Source organism: Methylobacterium sp. V23 (assembly GCF_002917135.1).
In the GTDB taxonomy this organism is placed as follows: Bacteria; Pseudomonadota; Alphaproteobacteria; order Rhizobiales; family Beijerinckiaceae; genus Methylobacterium.
Map to the genome: position 1 here is coordinate 63,983 of NZ_PDHT01000011.1, position 17,418 is coordinate 81,400.

Here is a 17,418-nt window from a genome sequence, read left to right on the forward strand (position 1 = left end):
GCGCCGCAGCGGCGTCCTGTCGCACCGCAAAGTCGCCGTAATCGGACGCTCTATCCGCCTACCTTCAGTGGTGCCGGCAAAGCGATGCGTCGGTACCGGAGAGGGCGGCACCGAGACCGGAACCTTCGGGGCGACGATGGTTCGCATCCGCGCGGCCTGTCCGGGCCCTCCGCGGCCGGGATGCCGAAGGCACGGGCTCTTTGGCACGGGTCGGTGATAACACAGGACTCAGACCGGGCGAGCCGATCTGATTTGTGGCATTTGTTTGGAAGTCTTGCCTGAGATCGAGTGAAAGTCGTCGCACGTGACGGCGCGCTGCACCCTCGTCTTGCCGGAAGACCGATGAATACGTGCAACAGGGTGACTGTTCCCGGTTGGTGATTGCCCGGATTCCGGGCGCTCCGGTTGGACAGTAGCCTGGAGCCATACTAAGGATCGGGTTGGTTGCCGCCGGTGGTACAAGTCGATCCTGTCCCCCGTTCAAGAGCGTGTGCGAATCGAACGTGACACAACGTACAGACATCGCGATCATCGGCCGTGCCTGCCGGCTTCCCGGCGCTTCGAGCGTCGACGGGCTCTGGCAATTGCTCACCGAGGCGCGATCCGCCGTCGGTCGGATCCCGGACGACCGCTGGTCCCTGGAGCGGTTCGGCCACCCGCGCGCGCAGGAGCGCGGCAAGAGCTATACCTGGTCCGCCGGCGTCCTCGATGACATCTGGTCGTTCGACCCGGGTGTCTTCGGCATCTCGCCCCGCGAGGCCGAGCAGATGGACCCGCAGCAGCGCCTGCTGCTGGAACTGACCTGGGAGGCCCTGGAAGATGCGGGGCTGCGCCCCTCGGACGTGGCCGGGACCCAGATCGGCGTCTTCGTCGGCGCCTCCTCCCTGGATTACGGCAACCTGCGCGTCCTCGACACGTCGTCGGGCGATGCCTACGCAGCCACCGGGAACACGCTCTCGATCCTGTCGAACCGCATCTCCTACATCTACGACCTGAAGGGACCGAGCTTCACCGTCGACACGGCCTGCTCGTCCTCGCTTGTCGCCCTCGACGCCGCGGTGGCGGCCATCTCCAGCGGTCGGATCGACACGGCGGTCGTCGCCGGCGTGAACCTTCTCGCCAGCCCCTTCAACTTCATCTGCTTCTCGAACGCGCAGATGCTCTCGCGCACCGGCCTGTGCCAGGCCTTCTCGTCGAGCGCCGACGGCTACGTGCGCTCCGAGGGCGGTGTCGTGCTCGTGCTCAAATCCGCCAAGGCGGCCCTGCGCGACGGCAGCACCGTGCGCGGCGTCATCGCGGCCAGCGGCGTCAATTCGGACGGGCGCACCACCGGCATCTCCCTGCCCTCCGGCTATGCCCAGGGCGCGCTCCTGGAGCAGGTCTATCGCGAGGCCGAGATCGACCTCGACTCCGTGGTCTTCGTCGAGGCCCACGGCACCGGCACGCCGGTCGGCGATCCGATCGAGGCGAGCGCGATCGGCGGCAAGCTCGGTCGCCCGCGCAAGGCGCCGCTGCCGATCGGCTCGATCAAGAGCAACATCGGCCATACCGAGCCGGTCTCGGGCCTCGCCGGTCTCCTGAAGGCCAGCCTGGCCCTCGAGCATGACCTGTTCCCGACCTCGCTTCACGCGGCCGAACTGAATCCCGAGATCCCGTTTCAGGATCTGAACCTGTCGGTGACGAACAAGCCGCTGCCGCTGACCCGCGATGGCAAGGTGCGCTTCGCCGGCGTCAACTCCTTCGGGTTCGGCGGCACCAACGCGCACGTCGTTCTCACGGACGGACCGCCGGTCCGTGCCGATTCCGTCGCGCCCGATGCGGCCCGGATGCCGGAGGTGCTCCTGCTCTCCGCCCAGAGCCGTGCCGCCCTCAACGAACTCGCCCTGGACTACGCCGATCGCTTCGACGGCGCCGGCAAGGCCGAGATCGCCCGCATCGCGGCCGCCGCCGCGCATCGCCGCGAGCGCCTGTCCTCGCGTTTGGCCGTGTCCCTGGACGCCGATCTCCCGGGGGTTCTGCGTGCCGTCGGTGAGGCCGAGGATGCCCCCGAGGCCCTTCTCGGGACCGCCGTGGACCGCGCCGCGGAGGTCGCCTTCGTCTATTCCGGCAACGGCAGCCAGTGGGCCGGCATGGGTCGCGAGGCCTATGACGAGAACGCCGCGTTCCGCGAGGCCTTCGACCGCATCGACGGCCTGTTCCACACCCTGTCCGGCTGGTCCCTGAAAGACGCCCTGTTCGCCGAGGATCTCGAGGAGCGCCTCGCCCTCACGCGGGTGTCGCAGCCGCTGATCTTCGCCATCTCGAGCGCCTCGACGACGGCCCTGCGGGCCCGCGGCCTCAAGCCGAGCTACGTCCTCGGCCACAGCGTCGGCGAGATCGCGGCAGCGGAAGCCGCCGGGATCCTGAGCCTCGAACAGGCCGTGAAGGTCATCTTCTACCGGAGCAAGCACCAGGAGACGACGCGCGGCTTCGGCACCATGGCCGTGCTGCTCGCCCCGGCCGACGAGATCGAGCTGTTCCTGAAGGATTATCCGAGCCTCGACATCGCCGCCTATAACAGCCCCAAGGCCATTACCGTGGCGGGCCCGGTGGAGGATATCGACGCGGCCATGAAGGCGCTGACGCGCAAGCGTCGCCGCGGGCGCAAGCTCGACCTCGAGTACCCCTTCCACGGCCGGTTGATGAACCCGACCGAAAAGCCGCTGCTGCGGGATCTCGCGGGGCTCAAGCCGCATGCCGCGACGACCGCGATGGTGTCGACCGTCACCGGCAAGGTGCTGGCCGGCGACCAGTTCGGGGCCGGTTACTGGTGGCGCAACATCCGTGAGCCGGTTCGCTTCTGCGAGGCGGTTCAGGAGGCGACCCGACAGGGCGCCCGCGTCTTCATCGAGGTCGGCCCGCGCGCGACCCTGCTGTCGCATATCGGCGACGCCATCGAGCCCCTCGGCATCGAGAACGCCACCATCGGCGTTCTCCACCGCAAGCCGGCGGGCGGCGATCCGATCGCCCGCACCGTCGCGGCAGCCCTCGTGCAGGGCGCCGCCGTCGATGAGGCGACAGTGTTCGGCACGAATCCGACCGGCGACGTGCCGCTGCCGCTCTATCCCTGGCAGCGTCGACCCTTCCGGCTCGCCGAGACCACCGAGGGCGTCGGCGCGGCGACACCGCGTCCTTATCATCCGCTCTACGGCTCCCGCGTCGCACCGGACGGCCTCGAATGGCACGGTCACGTCGACATCGCGACGGTGCCGGAACTCGACGATCACCGCATCGACGGGCAGGCGATCCTGCCCGGTGCCGCCTTCATCGAGATGGCGCTCGGCGTCGCCCGCGAGGCGATGAAGAGCGACAGCGTCACGCTCGCCGACTTCGAGATCCAGTCGCCGATGGTGTTCGGCGAGGAATCCCTGCGCGAGGTCGCGGTGCGGGTCGCCGGCTCCGGCAACGCCATCCAGATTCTCAGCCGCCCCCGCCTGACCCAGGCCGCGTGGCAGCTCCACGCCGCGGCGAAGATCATCGATGGGAGCTTCCCGGCGCCTGCCCCGGTGGACATGCACGTTCCCGCCGAAACGGCGGTGGCGGGCGAAGGCCTCTACCGCCTCGCCGCCGCCTCGGGTCTCGGCTTCGGCCCGAGCTTCCGCCAGGTCGCGGCAAGTGCGCGCCTGGACGAGACGACCATCGTCTCGGAGCTCCTGCCCGCCGAGGCGGACGAGCGGTTCGGGCTCGTCCCCGCGCGCCTCGATTCCTGCTTCCACGGCCTGATCCTGCTCTTCGCCGGTCTGATGGGCGAGGGGGCGACCAAGGCCTATGTCCCGGTTCGCTTCGGGGAAATCCGCCTCGTGAAGCCGGGGGCCGTCATTGCCCGGGCGATGATCCGGACCCGGCGTGCCAACGAGCGCAGCATCCTGGCCGACTTCACCCTGGTGGATGCCGAGGGCGCCGTCATCGCCACCCTGCGCGAGGGGCGGTTCCAGGCGCTCCGCGCCAAGAACGGCAGCGATCTGGCCGCCTATGCCATCGCGCAGCGGCCCGAACTCGCCACCGAGCCCACCGCCATCGCGATGGAGCGCGGGAAGCGCGTCGCCGACGCGATCCGTCCGGCCTGCAAGGCCGCCGTCGCACCCGCCGAAGCACCCCTGGCACCGGGGCACCTGCTTCTCGAAGGCTGGGCGACCTCGATGGCTTACCGCCTGGCGGAAGGCCTGCAGCGCTCCGGCACCGTGGCGATCGACGACCGCGTGCCCGAGGCGATGCGTCCCTGGCTCCTCAACGCCCTCTACGCCCTGGAGAGCAGCGACCTCGCCACCCTCACGGGGGAGCGCTGGACCCTGCGCAAGGATGTCTCCCTGCCGGCCCCCGACGAGATCATGCGCTGGATCGCGGCGGATCATCCCGAACTCTCCGCCGAACTCGTGCTCACCGCCGATATCGGTGCCGTGGTCGGCCGCCTGCTCACGGGGGACCTGAGCGAGGCTCCGACCCTGTCGCAGAATGCGCTGGACGCCTTCGTCCTGCGCAGCGCGACGGCACGGGCCGCGGCCGACGTGATCGCGGCTCTCGCCGAGTCCGGCCGCGGCGCCCTGCCCCGCGACCGTGCCCTGCGGGTGCTGCAGGTCGGCTTCGGGCCTCTCTCGGCTCAGGCCGCCGCCTTCACGGACACCATCGAGGCGCAGCTGACGGTCTTCGAAGCCGATCGTCGCCTGGCGGAGCGGGCGCGCCTCGCCCTGCCGCGCGGCGTCACGGTGATCGAGGATACGGCCGAGCTGGCCGCGGGCAGCTTCGACGTGATCCTGGCCAGCAACGTCCTGCATCGCTCCGAGCGCACGCTGCTCGGCAAGGTCGCCGACGCTCTGGCGACCGGTGGGTTCCTCGCCGCCGTCGAGCCCGGGGCGTCGCTGTTCCGCGATCTGGTGTTCGGTCTGACGCCGGATTGGTTCGAGGCGACGGCCGACCTGCCGGTGGGCCGTCTCGACGACATCACCGGTTGGCAGCGTGCCCTCAGCGATACCGGCCTCGTGCGGGTGGCCGTCGATCGCGCCGTCTCGGCCAATGGCGACGATCTTCTCTTCATCGCCGAGGCCCCGGTGCGCGCCAAGCCGGCGCCCGGTCAGACCTTCGCCTTCGTGATCGGATCGCACGACGCCGTCGCGGCGGAGACGGCCTCCTCGCTGGCGACCCTGCTGGTGGCGAGCGGCGTCCACGTCTCGATCATCCTGGATTCGGAGCAGTCGCTGCTCGAACTGGAGCGTGAGACCCCCGACACGGTGGTCTTCCTCGCCGGCGCCTTCAACCATGCCGGCGCGGCGGCAGACCGCCTGCGCGAGCGCTGCCTCAGCCTGACGCGCTGTGTCGAGCATCTCGGCAGCCGCCAGACCCGGCTCTGGGTGGTCTGCCCCGGTGCCACCCGCGATGCGGGCGATCCCACCGGCTCCGTGGAGGCCGGCGTCTGGGCCTTCAGCCGGACGCTCGCCAACGAGGTGGCCAACCTCGACGTGCGTCGGATCGACCTCGCGGAGACGCTCTCGACCAAGGCTGCCGCCGAGCGCCTGCGCGATCTCATCCTCTCGGGCACGCTCGAGACCGAGATCATTCTCGACGCCGACCGGACCCGCGTGATCCGGTTCTCCCCGGGCCAGCTCTCGCGCCGTCCCGGCGCCGATGCGGTCCCGGCCGAGGCGTCCCGCCTGGAGCGCAGCAACACCGGCGGCCTCAACGAGATGGCCTGGGGGCCGGCGACGCGCCGGGCTCCCGAGCGCGGTGAGGTCGAGATCGCGGTCGAGGCCACGGGTCTCAATTTCCGCGACGTCCTCTGGGCGCTGTCGATGCTGCCGGAGGAGATCCTGGAGGACGGCTTCGCCGGTCCGCGCCTCGGACTGGAAGTGGCCGGCCGGGTCCTCTCCGTCGGCAAGGGCGTCGATGCCTTCAAGCCCGGCGATCGCGTCGTGGCCTTCGCGCAGTCGGGCTTCGCGACCCACATCGTCGTCCCCGAACTCGTCGTCGCCCCGAGTCCGCCCGGCCTCGATCCGCAGGCCGCGGCCACCGTGCCGGTGGCCTTCCTCACCGCCTATTACGGCCTCGTCAGCTGCGCCCGCCTGCGCCGCGGCGAGTGGGTGCTGATCCATGGCGGCGCCGGCGGCGTCGGTCTCGCGGCCCTGCAGATCGCCAAGATGAAGGGCGCCCGGGTCATCGCCACGGCCGGCTCGCGGGAGAAGCGCGCCCTGGTCAAGGCGTTGGGCGCCGAGCACGTGCTCGACTCCCGGTCCCTCGCCTTCGTCGACGACGTCCGCCGCATCACCGGCGACGGGGTCGGCGTGGTGCTGAACAGCCTGTTCGGCGAAGCGATGGAGCGCAGCCTCAACGTCCTCAAGCCCTTCGGCCGCTTCATCGAGCTGGGCAAGCGCGACTACGTCGCCAACACCCATATCGGCCTGCGGCCGTTCCGGCGGAACCTGTCCTACTTCGGCGTCGATCTCGACCAGGTGCTTCAGCACCAGGGCGAGGACGGGGCGCGGCTGTTCCGCGAGGTGATGTCCCTGTTCAAGGAAGGCGGGCTGAAGCCGCTCCCCTTCCAGCCCTTCACGGCGGACGAGGTCTCGGATGCCTTCCGGCTGATGCAGCAGTCGGGGCATGTCGGTAAGATCGTCATCGCCCCGCCGAAGCCCGGCAGCGTGATGCAAGCGGAGAAATCGGCCTTCACGATCTCGCCCGAGGGGGTCCATCTCGTCACCGGCGGTCTCGGTGGGTTCGGGATCGAGGCGGCGCGCTGGCTGGCCGATCGCGGCGCCAAGCACATCGTCCTAGTGGGGCGCAACGGGGCCGCGAGCCCCGAGGCCAAGCAGGTGGTGGCCGATCTCGGAGCCCGGGGCGTCAACGTGGCCGCGATGGCCTGCGACATCACCAGCCGCAAGGCGGTGGATGCGCTGCTGGCCGCGGTGGAGCGCGAGGGCCGGTCCCTGGCGGGTGTCATCCACGGCGCGATGGTGCTGCAGGATGGCCTCATCGCCAACATCGACGCCGCGGCCCTCGACACGGTCATCCGTCCGAAGGTCATCGGCGCCGAGCACCTCGACGCGGCGACGCGCGAGCGCACGCTCGACTACTTCGTGATGTTCTCCTCGGCGACGACCTTCATCGGCAATCCCGGACAGGGTGCCTACGTCGCCGCGAACGGCTTCATGGAAGGCCTCGCCCGCCGCCGGCGCAAGCTCGGCCTGCCGGCGCTCGCCGTGGCCTGGGGCGCCATCGGCGATGTCGGCGTGCTGGCCCGCAACCGCGCGGTCATGGAGACCCTGGCCGGTCGCGTCGGCGTGACGCCGATGGATGCCCGCCACTGCCTCGACCTCATGGCGGACGCGCTCGAAGGCCAGGGGACGAACCCGGACGACGCCGTGATCGCCATCGCGTCGATGCATTGGGGCAAGGCGCGCGAGCGCCTCGCCACCATGAAGAGCCCGAGCTACGCGGAGCTCGGTTCGGACCAGCAGATGGAAGCCGGTACGGTGGCGGCCATCCATATCGGCCTGCTCCTGAAGACGCAGGACATCGACTCGGTGCGCAAGACGGTGGCCGACGCCATCGTGGAGGACATCGCCCGCATCCTGCGCCTGCCCAAGGACGACATCAGCCGCGTGCGTCATCTCTCCGAGATCGGCCTCGATTCGCTGATGGGCGTCGAGCTCGGCGCAAGCCTGCAGGAGCGCTTCGCCCTCGAGGCGCCGCCGTCCGGCATCTCCTCCGGCCTCACCGTCAACGAACTCACCGAGACCCTGATCCAGTCGATCGCGGCGCCGGTGGACGAGGCGGCGGCGGCCGTGATGAGCCTGGCCCAACGTCATGCCAGCGAGGGGGTGGATGTCCGCACCCTCGAGCCCTTCCACGCGATGGTCGAAGAGAACAGCCTCGCGATCAAAGAAATCCTCCCGTGAGCGATTCCCCCTTGAGGCATGCCGCATGAGCAATTCCGCGAGACCCGACGGCGGACGCGCGGCCCTGGCGGGCTTCGTCACCAACCGCCTCGGGCGTAACGCAAACCGGCCGGCGCCGGCCCGTGCGGCCCAGCGCCCGTCGGGCGATGCGTCCGTGCAGAACTTCGAGTCGCTGCCGGGCTACCGGGAGCTGCGCCTTCAGCGCTCGGCGGCCGACCTGATCGGCCTCAGCAACCCCTTCTTCCGGGTGCACGAGACCAAGGCCGGCGCCACGACTCGCATCGCCGGCAAGTCGTTCGTCAATTTCTCGTCTTACGACTATCTCGGACTGAACGGGCATCCCGACGTCAACGCCGCGGCGGCCCGTGCGATCGAGACCTACGGCACCTCGGCCTCTGCGAGTCGGATCGTGGCCGGCGAGCGACCGGGACACCTCTCCCTGGAGAAGGCCCTGGCCGACCACTACGACACCGAGGCCTGCGTGGTGATGGTCAGCGGCCACGCCACCAACGTCACGACGATCGGCGCCCTGCTGGAGCCGGGCGACGTGATCTTCCACGATTCCCTTAGCCACAACAGCATCGTCACCGGTGCCCAGCTCTCGGGGGCCCAGCGCCGCTCGTTCTCCCACAACGATCTCGACGCCCTGGAGACGCTGCTCGGCGCCACGCGCCACGAGCATCGCCGCGCGCTGATCGTGGTGGAAGGCCTCTACAGCATGGACGGCGATGCGCCGGACCTCGCGGCGCTCATCGCCCTGAAGCAGCGCTACGATGCCTGGCTGATGGTCGACGACGCGCACGGGCTCGGCGTCCTCGGGCGGACCGGCATCGGTCTCGCCGAGCATTGCGACGTCGATCCCCACGGGGTCGACATTTGGATGGGCACGCTCTCGAAGACCTTGTCCACCTGCGGCGGTTACGTCGCCGGACCGGCGGCGCTGATCGAGTACCTCAAGTGCACGGCCGGCGGCTTCATCTATAGCGTCGGCATCTCGCCGCCCCTCGCCGCCGCGGCCGAGACGGCGCTCGAGATCATGCATGCCGAACCGCACCGGGTGGAGCGCCTGCGCCAGAACGGTCACCTGTTCCTGTCCTGTGCGAAGAAGCACGGGCTCGACACGGGGACCAGCCTCGGCCTCGCGGTGATCCCCGTCATCGTCGGCGACTCCCTCAAGTCGGTGACGTTGTCGGACCGCCTCTTCAAGCGCGGCATCAACGTTCAGCCGATCATCCATCCCGCGGTGCCGGAGCGGGCGTCGCGCCTGCGCTTCTTCATCACCTCCGAGCATACGCCGGAGCAGATCCGCGAGACCGTGGATGCGGTCGCCGAGGAACTGGCGGCCATCGAGAAGGGTGGTTCGCTGATCGAGCAACTCATGGCCAAGCGCGGCAAGCCGTAGGCGGCGCCGGAGCGCGACGCCTGCGTCGTCCAGCGGGCTGCGAGAACCGCGTCGCAAGGAAATCGCGGCGCAGGAGAATCGCGGCGCAGGAGAAGCAAGTCGCAAGAAAATCGGGTTGCAGGAGAATCGGCCTGCTCGAGTTCTGGGCACCGGCGTCACCACGCCGGTGCTTTTTTGCGCGCTTCGCACCGATGCGGCCGATTGCCCTCGACCCCTGAGCAGGAGACACTGAACTTGCTATCTCTGTCTCATCGCAACCGGAACCCGGCCCGGACTGCGACGTTCGTCCTCAGCCCGTCGGTCAGGAGCCCGTCATGAGACAATCGACTGTCGCCTCCATCGCGCGACGTCTGATCAAAACCGTCGCCGAAGCGAGCCGCTCGCTGATCGGTGCGATCCTCGAAGGCCCGATGCCCGCGCCCCAGCCGGTTCCCGTGCGCGTCCGCGCCGACCGTCGCCGTTGAGGCCCTCTCGTTGAGATCGACGTGGTGCGGCGCCGTCAGGCGCCCATCACGGTGTCGAACAGCAGCTTCCCGTTCAGCACGACGATGACCGCCGCGATGGCCCAGGACAGGATTTTGAGCCATGGCCGGATCGTATGCGCGCCCATCTTCTGCCGGTCCGACACGAACCCGACCAGGGGGATGACGGCGAAGGGGAGCTGCATCGACAGCACGACTTGGCTCAGCACGAGCAGCTTTGCCGTCCCTTGCTCTCCGTAGAGCGCAGTCACACCCACCACCGGCACGATCGCGATCGCGCGTGTTATCAGGCGTCGGGCCCAGTCGGGGATGTGGAGGCGCAGGAACCCCTCCATCACGATCTGGCCGGCCAGCGTCGCCGTCACGGTGGAGTTGAGGCCCGAGGCCAGCAGAGCCACCGCGAACAGCGTCGAGGCGATCCCGGCACCGAGCAGCGGCGACAGCAGTTCGTAGGCCTGCTCGATCTCCTGAACGTCGGTGCGTCCCTGCGCATGGAACACCGAGGCAGCCATGATCAGGATCGCGGCATTGACGAACAGGGCGAGCATCAGGGCGATCGTCGAGTCTGCGACCGCGAAGCGGATCGCTCCGCGCCGGCCCTCCTCGGTACGCGGATAGGCTCGGGTCTGCACGATCGACGAGTGCAGGTAGAGGTTGTGGGGCATCACGGTGGCGCCGATGATGCCGATGGCGATGTAGAGCGCCGCCGAATTCCGCACGATCTCGGATGAGGGCAGGAAGCCTCCGAGCACCGCCTGGATCGGGGGGGCCGCGAGGGCGATCTGGATCCCGAAGCTCACGAAGATCACCGCCAGCAGCGCGATGACGAAGGCCTCGAGCGCGCGAAACCCCCGCCGCATTAGAAGCAGGATCAGGAAAACGTCGAGGGCCGTGAGCGTTGCCCCGACGACGAGGGGCAGGCCGAACAGAAGCTTGAGGGCGATGGCCGTCCCGATGACCTCGGCGAGGTCGCAGGCGATGATCGCTGCTTCACAGGCGAGCCATAAGACCAGGCTGATGGGGCGTGGGTAATGATCCCGGCAGGCCTGGGCGAGGTCGCGACCCGTGGCGATCCCGAGCCGGGCCGCAAGGGCCTGGAGCACGATGGCCATGAGATTGGACAGCAGGATGACCGAGAGCAGCGTGTAGCCGAACTGCGCACCGCCGGCGATGTCGGTCGCCCAGTTGCCGGGATCCATGTACCCGACCGAGACCATGTAGCCGGGGCCGATGAAGGCGAGCAGCCGACGCAGCCAGGTGCCGGTCGCCTGAACCGGAACGCTGCCGTTCATCCGTCCGAGGCTCGGCTGGGCTCCCGTGTCCCGGCTGAAGCGCCAGGATCCTTCCGCCGGCGCCTGGTGCGCCAGGGGACCCTCCGGTGCCGAGACGGCCCCCGGAGCCGTGAGATGTTCGTGTCGAGCCATGCGCACGCGTGTTTCCGGCAAGAGGACCGCCAGGCGCCTGCAGGCAGCCCACCGCGTTATAGCAGGGGCTATAAAAAGATCAAACGGCTAAGTCGGCGCGTCTGCGATGCCGCGTCGTTCGACTGCGCCGGCCGTCAGGATGCCAGGGCCTGCAGGTTGCGATCGATCTGCGCCACCCCGTGGGCCGCGGTCTGCATGCTCATGGAGATCTCCTGGGTGACGGCGCTCTGCTCCTCGACCGCAGACGCCACGCCGGTGACGAAACCGCGAACCACGTCGATCGCCTGTCCGATCGCCGTCAGGGAGGCGACGACGTCGCCGGAGACCGTCTGCATGGTCTTGATGTCCTCGGCGATGCGTGCGGTGGCGTTCGTGACTTGGTTGGAGAGGTTTTTGACCTCGCCGGCCACCACGGCGAAGCCGCGCCCCGCTTCGCCGGCCCGCGCCGCCTCGATCGTGGCGTTGAGGGCCAGGAGATTGATCTGTCCTCCGACACCCTGAATCAGTTGGACGATCCCGTTCATCGACGTGGCGGCGTCGGCGAGCTGGCCCGTCGACCGATCGGCCTTCTGGGCGCGCTCGTCCATCTCGTCCACCTCCTGGCGCGATCGGGCGAGGCTGCTGGCGATCTCGCCGATGGAGGCGTTCAGTTCCTCGGCGGCCGAGGCCACCGTCTGGACGTTGACCAGGGTCTGCGACGAGGCGCTGGCCGCCTCGATCTGCGAGCGCATCCGTGCCGTGATATCGGTGGCGTACTTGACCACCTTGAACGGCGTGCCGCTCATGTCCAGGATCGGGTTGTAGGAGGCCTGGATCCAGACGATGCGGCCCCCCGCACCGACGCGCTGGAAGATACCGCTCTGGAACTCGCCCCGGCGCAGGGCGGTCCAGAACGCGCCGTACTCCGCCGAGGCTCCATAGCTCGGTTCGACGAACATGCGGTGGTGCTGCCCCCGGATCTGGGCGAGATCGTAGCCCAGGACGGCCAGGAAGTTCGGGTTCGCATCCAGGACATGCCCGGCGAGGTCGAAATGGATCACGCCCTGCGAGCGGCCGATCGCTTCCACCTGGCCCTGCAGCTCTGCCGTCCGCAGCCTCTCGGCCGTGATGTCGGTGGCGAACTTGACCACCTTGATCGGCCGCCCGGCCGGGTCGAGGATCGGGTTGTAGGTGGCCTGCAGCCAGATCGCCCGGCCGTCCTTGCCGACGCGCCGAAACTCGCCGCTCTGGAAGACGCCCTTGGCCAATCCCTCCCAGAAGACCCGGTAGGCAGCGCTGTCCCGCTCGGGGCCGTCGACGAACAGGCGATGATGCTGCCCCCTCACCTCTTCGAGGCTGTAGCCTACCACATCCAGGAAATTGCGATTGGCACGCAGGATCGTTCCGTCGAGGTCGAACTCGATCACGCCCTGCGACCGGTCGATGGCTTCGATCTGGCTCAGCGTATCGGCGCTTCGCCGCTTCTCCTCCGTGATGTCGGTGGCGAATTTGACCACGCCGGTGACGCGGCCGTCCCGAGCCCGGATGGGATTGTAGGTCGCCTGCAACCAGATCTCGCGGCCGCCCTTGCCGATCCGTCTGTACTCGGCACGCTGGAATTCTCCCCCGGCCAGGGCGGCCCAGAAGGCTTTATAGGCCGGGCTGTCCCGATCCGTTCCATCGACGAAGATGCGATGATGCTGGCCTTTGATCTCGGCGAGGTCATAGCCCACGGTCTTCAGGAAATTCTCGTTGGCGGCCACGATCGTGCCGTCGGGAAGGAACTCGATCACGGCCTGGGACCGGTCGAGCGCCTCGAGCTTCGCCGCGGTGCGGCTGTTGAAGAACGTCATGGGCAATCCTCGGCTGCGATGCGGTCCATTGCGATGCCGACAGCTCCGCGCCCTCCGTGGGGGCCGTGAGACGGGCCCTGCCACCGGTGAGGAAGCGCGGCGCGATTCCCCGGGGGAACGGTGTTGTCGACTCGACGATCCGGAACGCTCGACATCCCCTGTGGCCTGTTTCTGCTGCAGCCTCGCAAGAAGCCGCTGGCACTCTCACGGGTGCTCGCCGATGGAAGCGCACAAGGCTTAAGTCTGAATTAAAGCACGGGTCAATTCCCTGTGATCAACCCGCAGATCTGTAATTCAGGTCATTATCATACGTGAAATACGCACAAAGCATATTGTCGGCTTTCACGAAGCATTGCTCGTACTCTTCGCCCGTCGGGTTCGCCTCCCGCGGCTCCGGACCGATCGCGGTGAGGAGGCGTCGAAAGACTCGGCCGATGAACGCAGGGCCGTCATCTTTCCCGAGACCGGGCTTGCCGTCGGCGGTGCCGTCCTGTGGTGGGGTTTCACTTCCAGGGAAGCGGTCGGGCCCAGCGGATCCATAAGGCGATTGGCGCGTATCATAAGTTATGTTTCCAGGGTTTGGCTGCGTCCCTCACGGAGGGTCCAGGCCGCCAGCGGCGAAGGAAAGGGCCGCCGCGCGGGGCCCCGGACCGTCCAGGGCGCCGAAGCAACGTCCGCGCGTGCCCGTCTCGGTGGTTTGCCGCCGTTGCGCCCCGTCCGTGATGATGCGTACGTGGGGACGCCGCGCCCTGAGCGATGCGGCCTAGATGATCAGAGCGACGGAATCGGAGCCGGCGGGTATGAAGTGGCAGCGTCTCGCACCGGCCGGTACGCGAGAGCAGATGGTCGCGACGGCGCTGGCTGGGCTCCTGCTGGGCCTCGGTGGAGTCACGGCGGGGACGACGATGGTCAAGGCCTCGGAACAGGGGGGCCTCTTCAACTTCCTCGAGACGCTGTTCCGCGAGCCGGCCCCGGCACCGGCGGCATCGCTGCCGGCGCGCCGGCGCGGGCATTACGTGTCCCTTCCCGACGCCCGGCGGGTGAGCGCCGTGCGGCCCCTGCGCCAGACTCCGCGCCCCGTCGTCGAGGCGACGGCGACCCGGCAGATCCGAGCCCGGCGCACCCGGGCTCCGGCCGCGGTCGGGCCGTTGGCGGCGGGTCCCTTCGGCCCGGCCCGCACCGCGATGGGCGCCCGCACCGTCTGCGTGCGATCCTGCGACGGCTACGTCTTCCCCCTCGGACGCCTCGGCGCCCGATCCGACCTGCCGGTCCACGAGGCCGCCTGCGCGGCGGCCTGCCCGAACACCCCAACGCGGCTCTTCACCTTAGGAGGCGGAGAAACCGAACTCGACCGTGCCGTCGGCCTCGACGGACAGCCCTACCGCAGCCTTGCGGTGGCCAACCTCTATCGCACGAAGCGCGTGGAGCATTGCAGCTGTCAGCCCGACCAGGGTGTGGCCTCGCCGCTGTCGATCCTCCAGGACATGACCGCGCGCGCCGGCGACGTCGTCGCCACCGAGGCGAGTGCGGCCGTCGTGACGCCGCTCCGCGCCGGCGGCTTCACCGTCGTCGACTTCCGTCAGGCGCGCGGCCTGTCGCGCCGGGCGCGGCGCGACATCGACGCCAAGGTCGACGTGGTCCGCCGTGAGGCCGATGCCCGCGCCCTCCGCCAGGGTGTCCGCAGCGCAGATCGGGCGCCCCGCATCCGCGTGGCGGCCTCCGCCGGCTTCGAGCCGGTGCCGCCGCCGATCGAAGTCGAGCCGCGCTTCGTTCCAGCCCGGGCACCGACCCGGGTCGTGATGGCCTCGCCCTTCGTCTACTAAGGCGGCCGTTGGCCGTCCCTCGTCTGTGGAAGCGGCTGCAGGCCGTCCTTCGCCTGTAGAAGCGGCCGCCGGCCGTCCTTCGCCTGTAGAAGCGGCCGCCGGCCGCCTGCGGGGCGTTGTCCCTGCACCGGCGATGGCTTAGGGCGGGTTCGATCCCACGCGCTCAGGAGCTCCGATGAGCGAGACGCCGTCCGATCCTGATTTCGACCGGGCTCCGCCTCCGAGCGGTGAGACGGTCCGGCTCTCGCCCCTGGTCCGGCGGCGGATCGCACCGAACGGCGGACCGTTCACGGCCACCGGGACCTGCAGCTACCTCGTCGGCGACGAGGCCGTCGCCATCATCGATCCCGGTCCGGCGGACGAGGCGCACATCGCGGCGCTCGTCGCGGCCTGCGCCGGGGCACCCGTGACGGCCATCCTGGTGACCCATACCCACCGGGATCACTCGCCGGGCGCCCGGCTGCTCCAGGCCCGCACGGGAGCGCCGATCCTCGGCTGCGGTCCGCACCGGGCGGCGCGCAGCCTCGGCGCGGGCGAGATCGCCCCGCTCGATGCCAGCGCCGACCGGGACCATGTCCCCGACCGGGCCTTGCGCACGGGCGACACCGTCGCGGGGCCGGGCTGGACCCTGGAGGCCCTGGAGACCCCGGGCCATACCATGAACCACCTCGCCTTCGCCCTGCAGGAGGAAGCGGCCCTGTTCTCGGGCGACCACGTCATGGCGTGGTCGACCACCATCGTGGCGCCCCCCGACGGCGCGATGCGCGCCTACATGGCGTCCCTCGAGGCCCTGCGCGACCGCGACGAGACGATCTACTGGCCGGGTCACGGCGGACCGGTCCGCGATCCGCGCCGCTTCGTGCGGGGCCTCGCCACCCACCGCCGCCAGCGCGAGAGCGCGATCCGCCACCGCCTGGAGGCGGGCGACCGGGACATCCGCGCCATCGTCGCGTCGATCTACCAGGGCCTGAGCCCCGCCCTGCGCGGGGCGGCGGCCCTGTCGGTCTTCGCCCACCTCGAGGATCTGGTCGAACGCGGGATGGTGCGGAGCGACGGCCCGCCTCGGCTCGACAGCCGCTACAGGCCGGCCTGACGCCCGTTCACTTCACCGCGATGGCGAGGTTGGCGACTTCGTCCAGGTAGGCCCGGATGCGGTCGGCGTTGCTGCCGAGATCCCGCGTCCCGAGGCGCGAGGCCGAGCGGACATCGATGCGGGCCCCGTCCGCCCGCGGATGGACCCGCACGGTGACGTCATCCGCAAGGTTGAGGATGGGACCGCGCGACACCGCCTCGATGCGGCCGTTCCCGACACGGCCGCCTGGGCGGATCGCCTCGACGATCTGCCAGCGGCGGTTCACGGCCGCCTTGCGCGCGAGCTCGAAGGCCTCGTCGGCATCGAGGTCGAGGGTCAGCGGCGCGATCTGCGGATAGGCCGCGCGCTGGGCGGTCCGGGCGGCGGGGCCCGGATCGGGCGGATAGCGGCCATCGCGGGCGGCGAATGCGGTGCGGGAGCGCGAGAAGGCCGGGGGATTGTCGGTGTCGGTCGTCACGTCCGCGATCGCCGGAAGCCTCACGGCCCGCAGGGCGGCGTAGGCCGGATAGGCGAGGACGAGGCTCGCCAGGAACAGGCCCGCCAGGGCCGCCCCGAGGCCCCGCGCACCTTCGCGCCAGACCCGCACGAAGGCGACGAGAGCGAGGAGCACCGCGACGACCGCCAGCACGAGACCGGCGCCGAGGGTCGCCAGGGCCGGGCCGGCCTCGGCGCGCGGATCGCGCACCAGCAGGAGGGCGAACAGGCTGACGAGGAGCGCCAGCACCGCAACGGTCCGCGAGACCGGGCCGGCGCGGGTGATCGGATCTTCGTAGGGCAGACGACGCATGCTGTGACGAGATTCGCTGTCCGGAAGATCCGCGGGGCCGTGCGTTGGGAGCTTTACCGGTCCGCGCTCCCCGGCGCCACCCGGGCCGTGCATCGCGAAGCTTCCGGGACTGGCGCCGTCTCTGCTATAGCCGCCCGACGATGCCCGCGCCCCCACCCACTCCGACGCCCGCCGAGGCTGCCGATCCTCTGCGGGTCTGGTTTCGCTTCATTCGCCTCAACCGGCGGGTGACCGCGGCGATGGCCGGGGAATTGCGTGGATTGGGCTTGTCGATCCCGCAATTCGATGCCCTCTCGACCCTCACCGAGCGCGAGGGCATGACGCAGCAGGACCTCGCGGCGCGGCTCTACGTCACCAAGGGCAACGTCTCCGGGCTGATCGATCGTCTCGTCGAAGCCGGCCTCGTCGAGCGTCGTCCGATCCCGGGCGACCGGCGCTCGCACGCCCTCTACCTCACCGCCGCGGGAGCGGACCTCGCCACGCGGGGGATCGTGGCGCAGAAGGCGTATGTGGCCCGCACCCTCGGGCAGTTGCCGGCGCAGGACATCGCGGATTTCGAGCGCCTCGTGTTGCGGTGGCGCGATCTGGCCCGGGCGCAGCCGGTCACGGGCGAAGCCGGCGAGGGTCTGTCAGGATCACCCTGAGCCGGA

General features: G+C 69.7%; 9 protein-coding genes. 6 read left to right on the forward strand and 3 right to left on the reverse strand.

Features of this window, described 5'->3' with window-relative positions; genetic code table 11:
* The first annotated feature begins 503 nt into the window (after positions 1–503).
* The 3 genes from CRT23_RS12445 to CRT23_RS28485 all read left to right on the forward strand — a co-directional run bounded on the left by CRT23_RS12445 (position 504) and on the right by CRT23_RS28485 (position 9,791).
* Positions 504–7,925, forward strand: coding sequence for a type I polyketide synthase (locus CRT23_RS12445; protein ID WP_103710031.1), 7,422 nt, complete (start codon positions 504–506; stop codon positions 7,923–7,925).
* Positions 7,926–7,950: 25 nt separating this feature from the next.
* Complete coding sequence (locus CRT23_RS12450; protein WP_103709953.1) at positions 7,951–9,327, forward strand: aminotransferase class I/II-fold pyridoxal phosphate-dependent enzyme; 1,377 nt, start codon at positions 7,951–7,953, stop codon at positions 9,325–9,327.
* Between the two features lie 314 nt (positions 9,328–9,641).
* The gene (locus CRT23_RS28485) at positions 9,642–9,791 is read left to right on the forward strand and encodes a hypothetical protein (protein ID WP_181017336.1); all 150 of its coding nucleotides are present in this window, start codon (positions 9,642–9,644) and stop codon (positions 9,789–9,791) included.
* Between the two features lie 35 nt (positions 9,792–9,826).
* Here the strand turns inward: CRT23_RS28485 and CRT23_RS12455 are convergent, their stop codons facing one another.
* Both CRT23_RS12455 and CRT23_RS12460 read right to left on the reverse strand, forming a co-directional pair.
* Positions 9,827–11,233 (reverse strand): Nramp family divalent metal transporter, encoded by a 1,407-nt coding sequence (locus CRT23_RS12455; RefSeq protein ID WP_103709954.1) that lies wholly within the window; start codon positions 11,231–11,233, stop codon positions 9,827–9,829.
* A gap of 134 nt (positions 11,234–11,367) precedes the next feature.
* Positions 11,368–13,065, reverse strand: a complete 1,698-nt coding sequence (locus CRT23_RS12460; RefSeq protein WP_103709955.1) for a PAS domain-containing methyl-accepting chemotaxis protein — start codon at positions 13,063–13,065, stop codon at positions 11,368–11,370.
* 800 nt (positions 13,066–13,865) lie between these two features.
* On the opposite strand from CRT23_RS12460, the gene CRT23_RS12465 reads away from it, so the two are divergent.
* Positions 13,866–14,888, forward strand: a complete 1,023-nt coding sequence (locus tag CRT23_RS12465) for a DUF2865 domain-containing protein (protein ID WP_181017337.1) — start codon at positions 13,866–13,868, stop codon at positions 14,886–14,888.
* Between the two features lie 175 nt (positions 14,889–15,063).
* Positions 15,064–15,981, forward strand: a complete 918-nt coding sequence (locus tag CRT23_RS12470; RefSeq protein WP_055950389.1) for an MBL fold metallo-hydrolase — start codon at positions 15,064–15,066, stop codon at positions 15,979–15,981.
* 7 nt (positions 15,982–15,988) lie between these two features.
* Here CRT23_RS12470 and CRT23_RS12475 read toward each other — a convergent pair whose 3' ends face one another.
* Positions 15,989–16,768 (reverse strand): DUF1499 domain-containing protein, encoded by a 780-nt coding sequence (locus CRT23_RS12475; protein ID WP_103709957.1) that lies wholly within the window; start codon positions 16,766–16,768, stop codon positions 15,989–15,991.
* Positions 16,769–16,908: 140 nt separating this feature from the next.
* Here CRT23_RS12475 and CRT23_RS12480 point away from each other — a divergent pair, with 140 nt between their 5' ends.
* Positions 16,909–17,412: a MarR family transcriptional regulator gene (locus CRT23_RS12480; protein ID WP_103709958.1), complete on the forward strand. Its 504-nt coding sequence runs from the start codon at positions 16,909–16,911 to the stop codon at positions 17,410–17,412.
* The last annotated feature ends 6 nt before the right edge of the window (positions 17,413–17,418 follow it).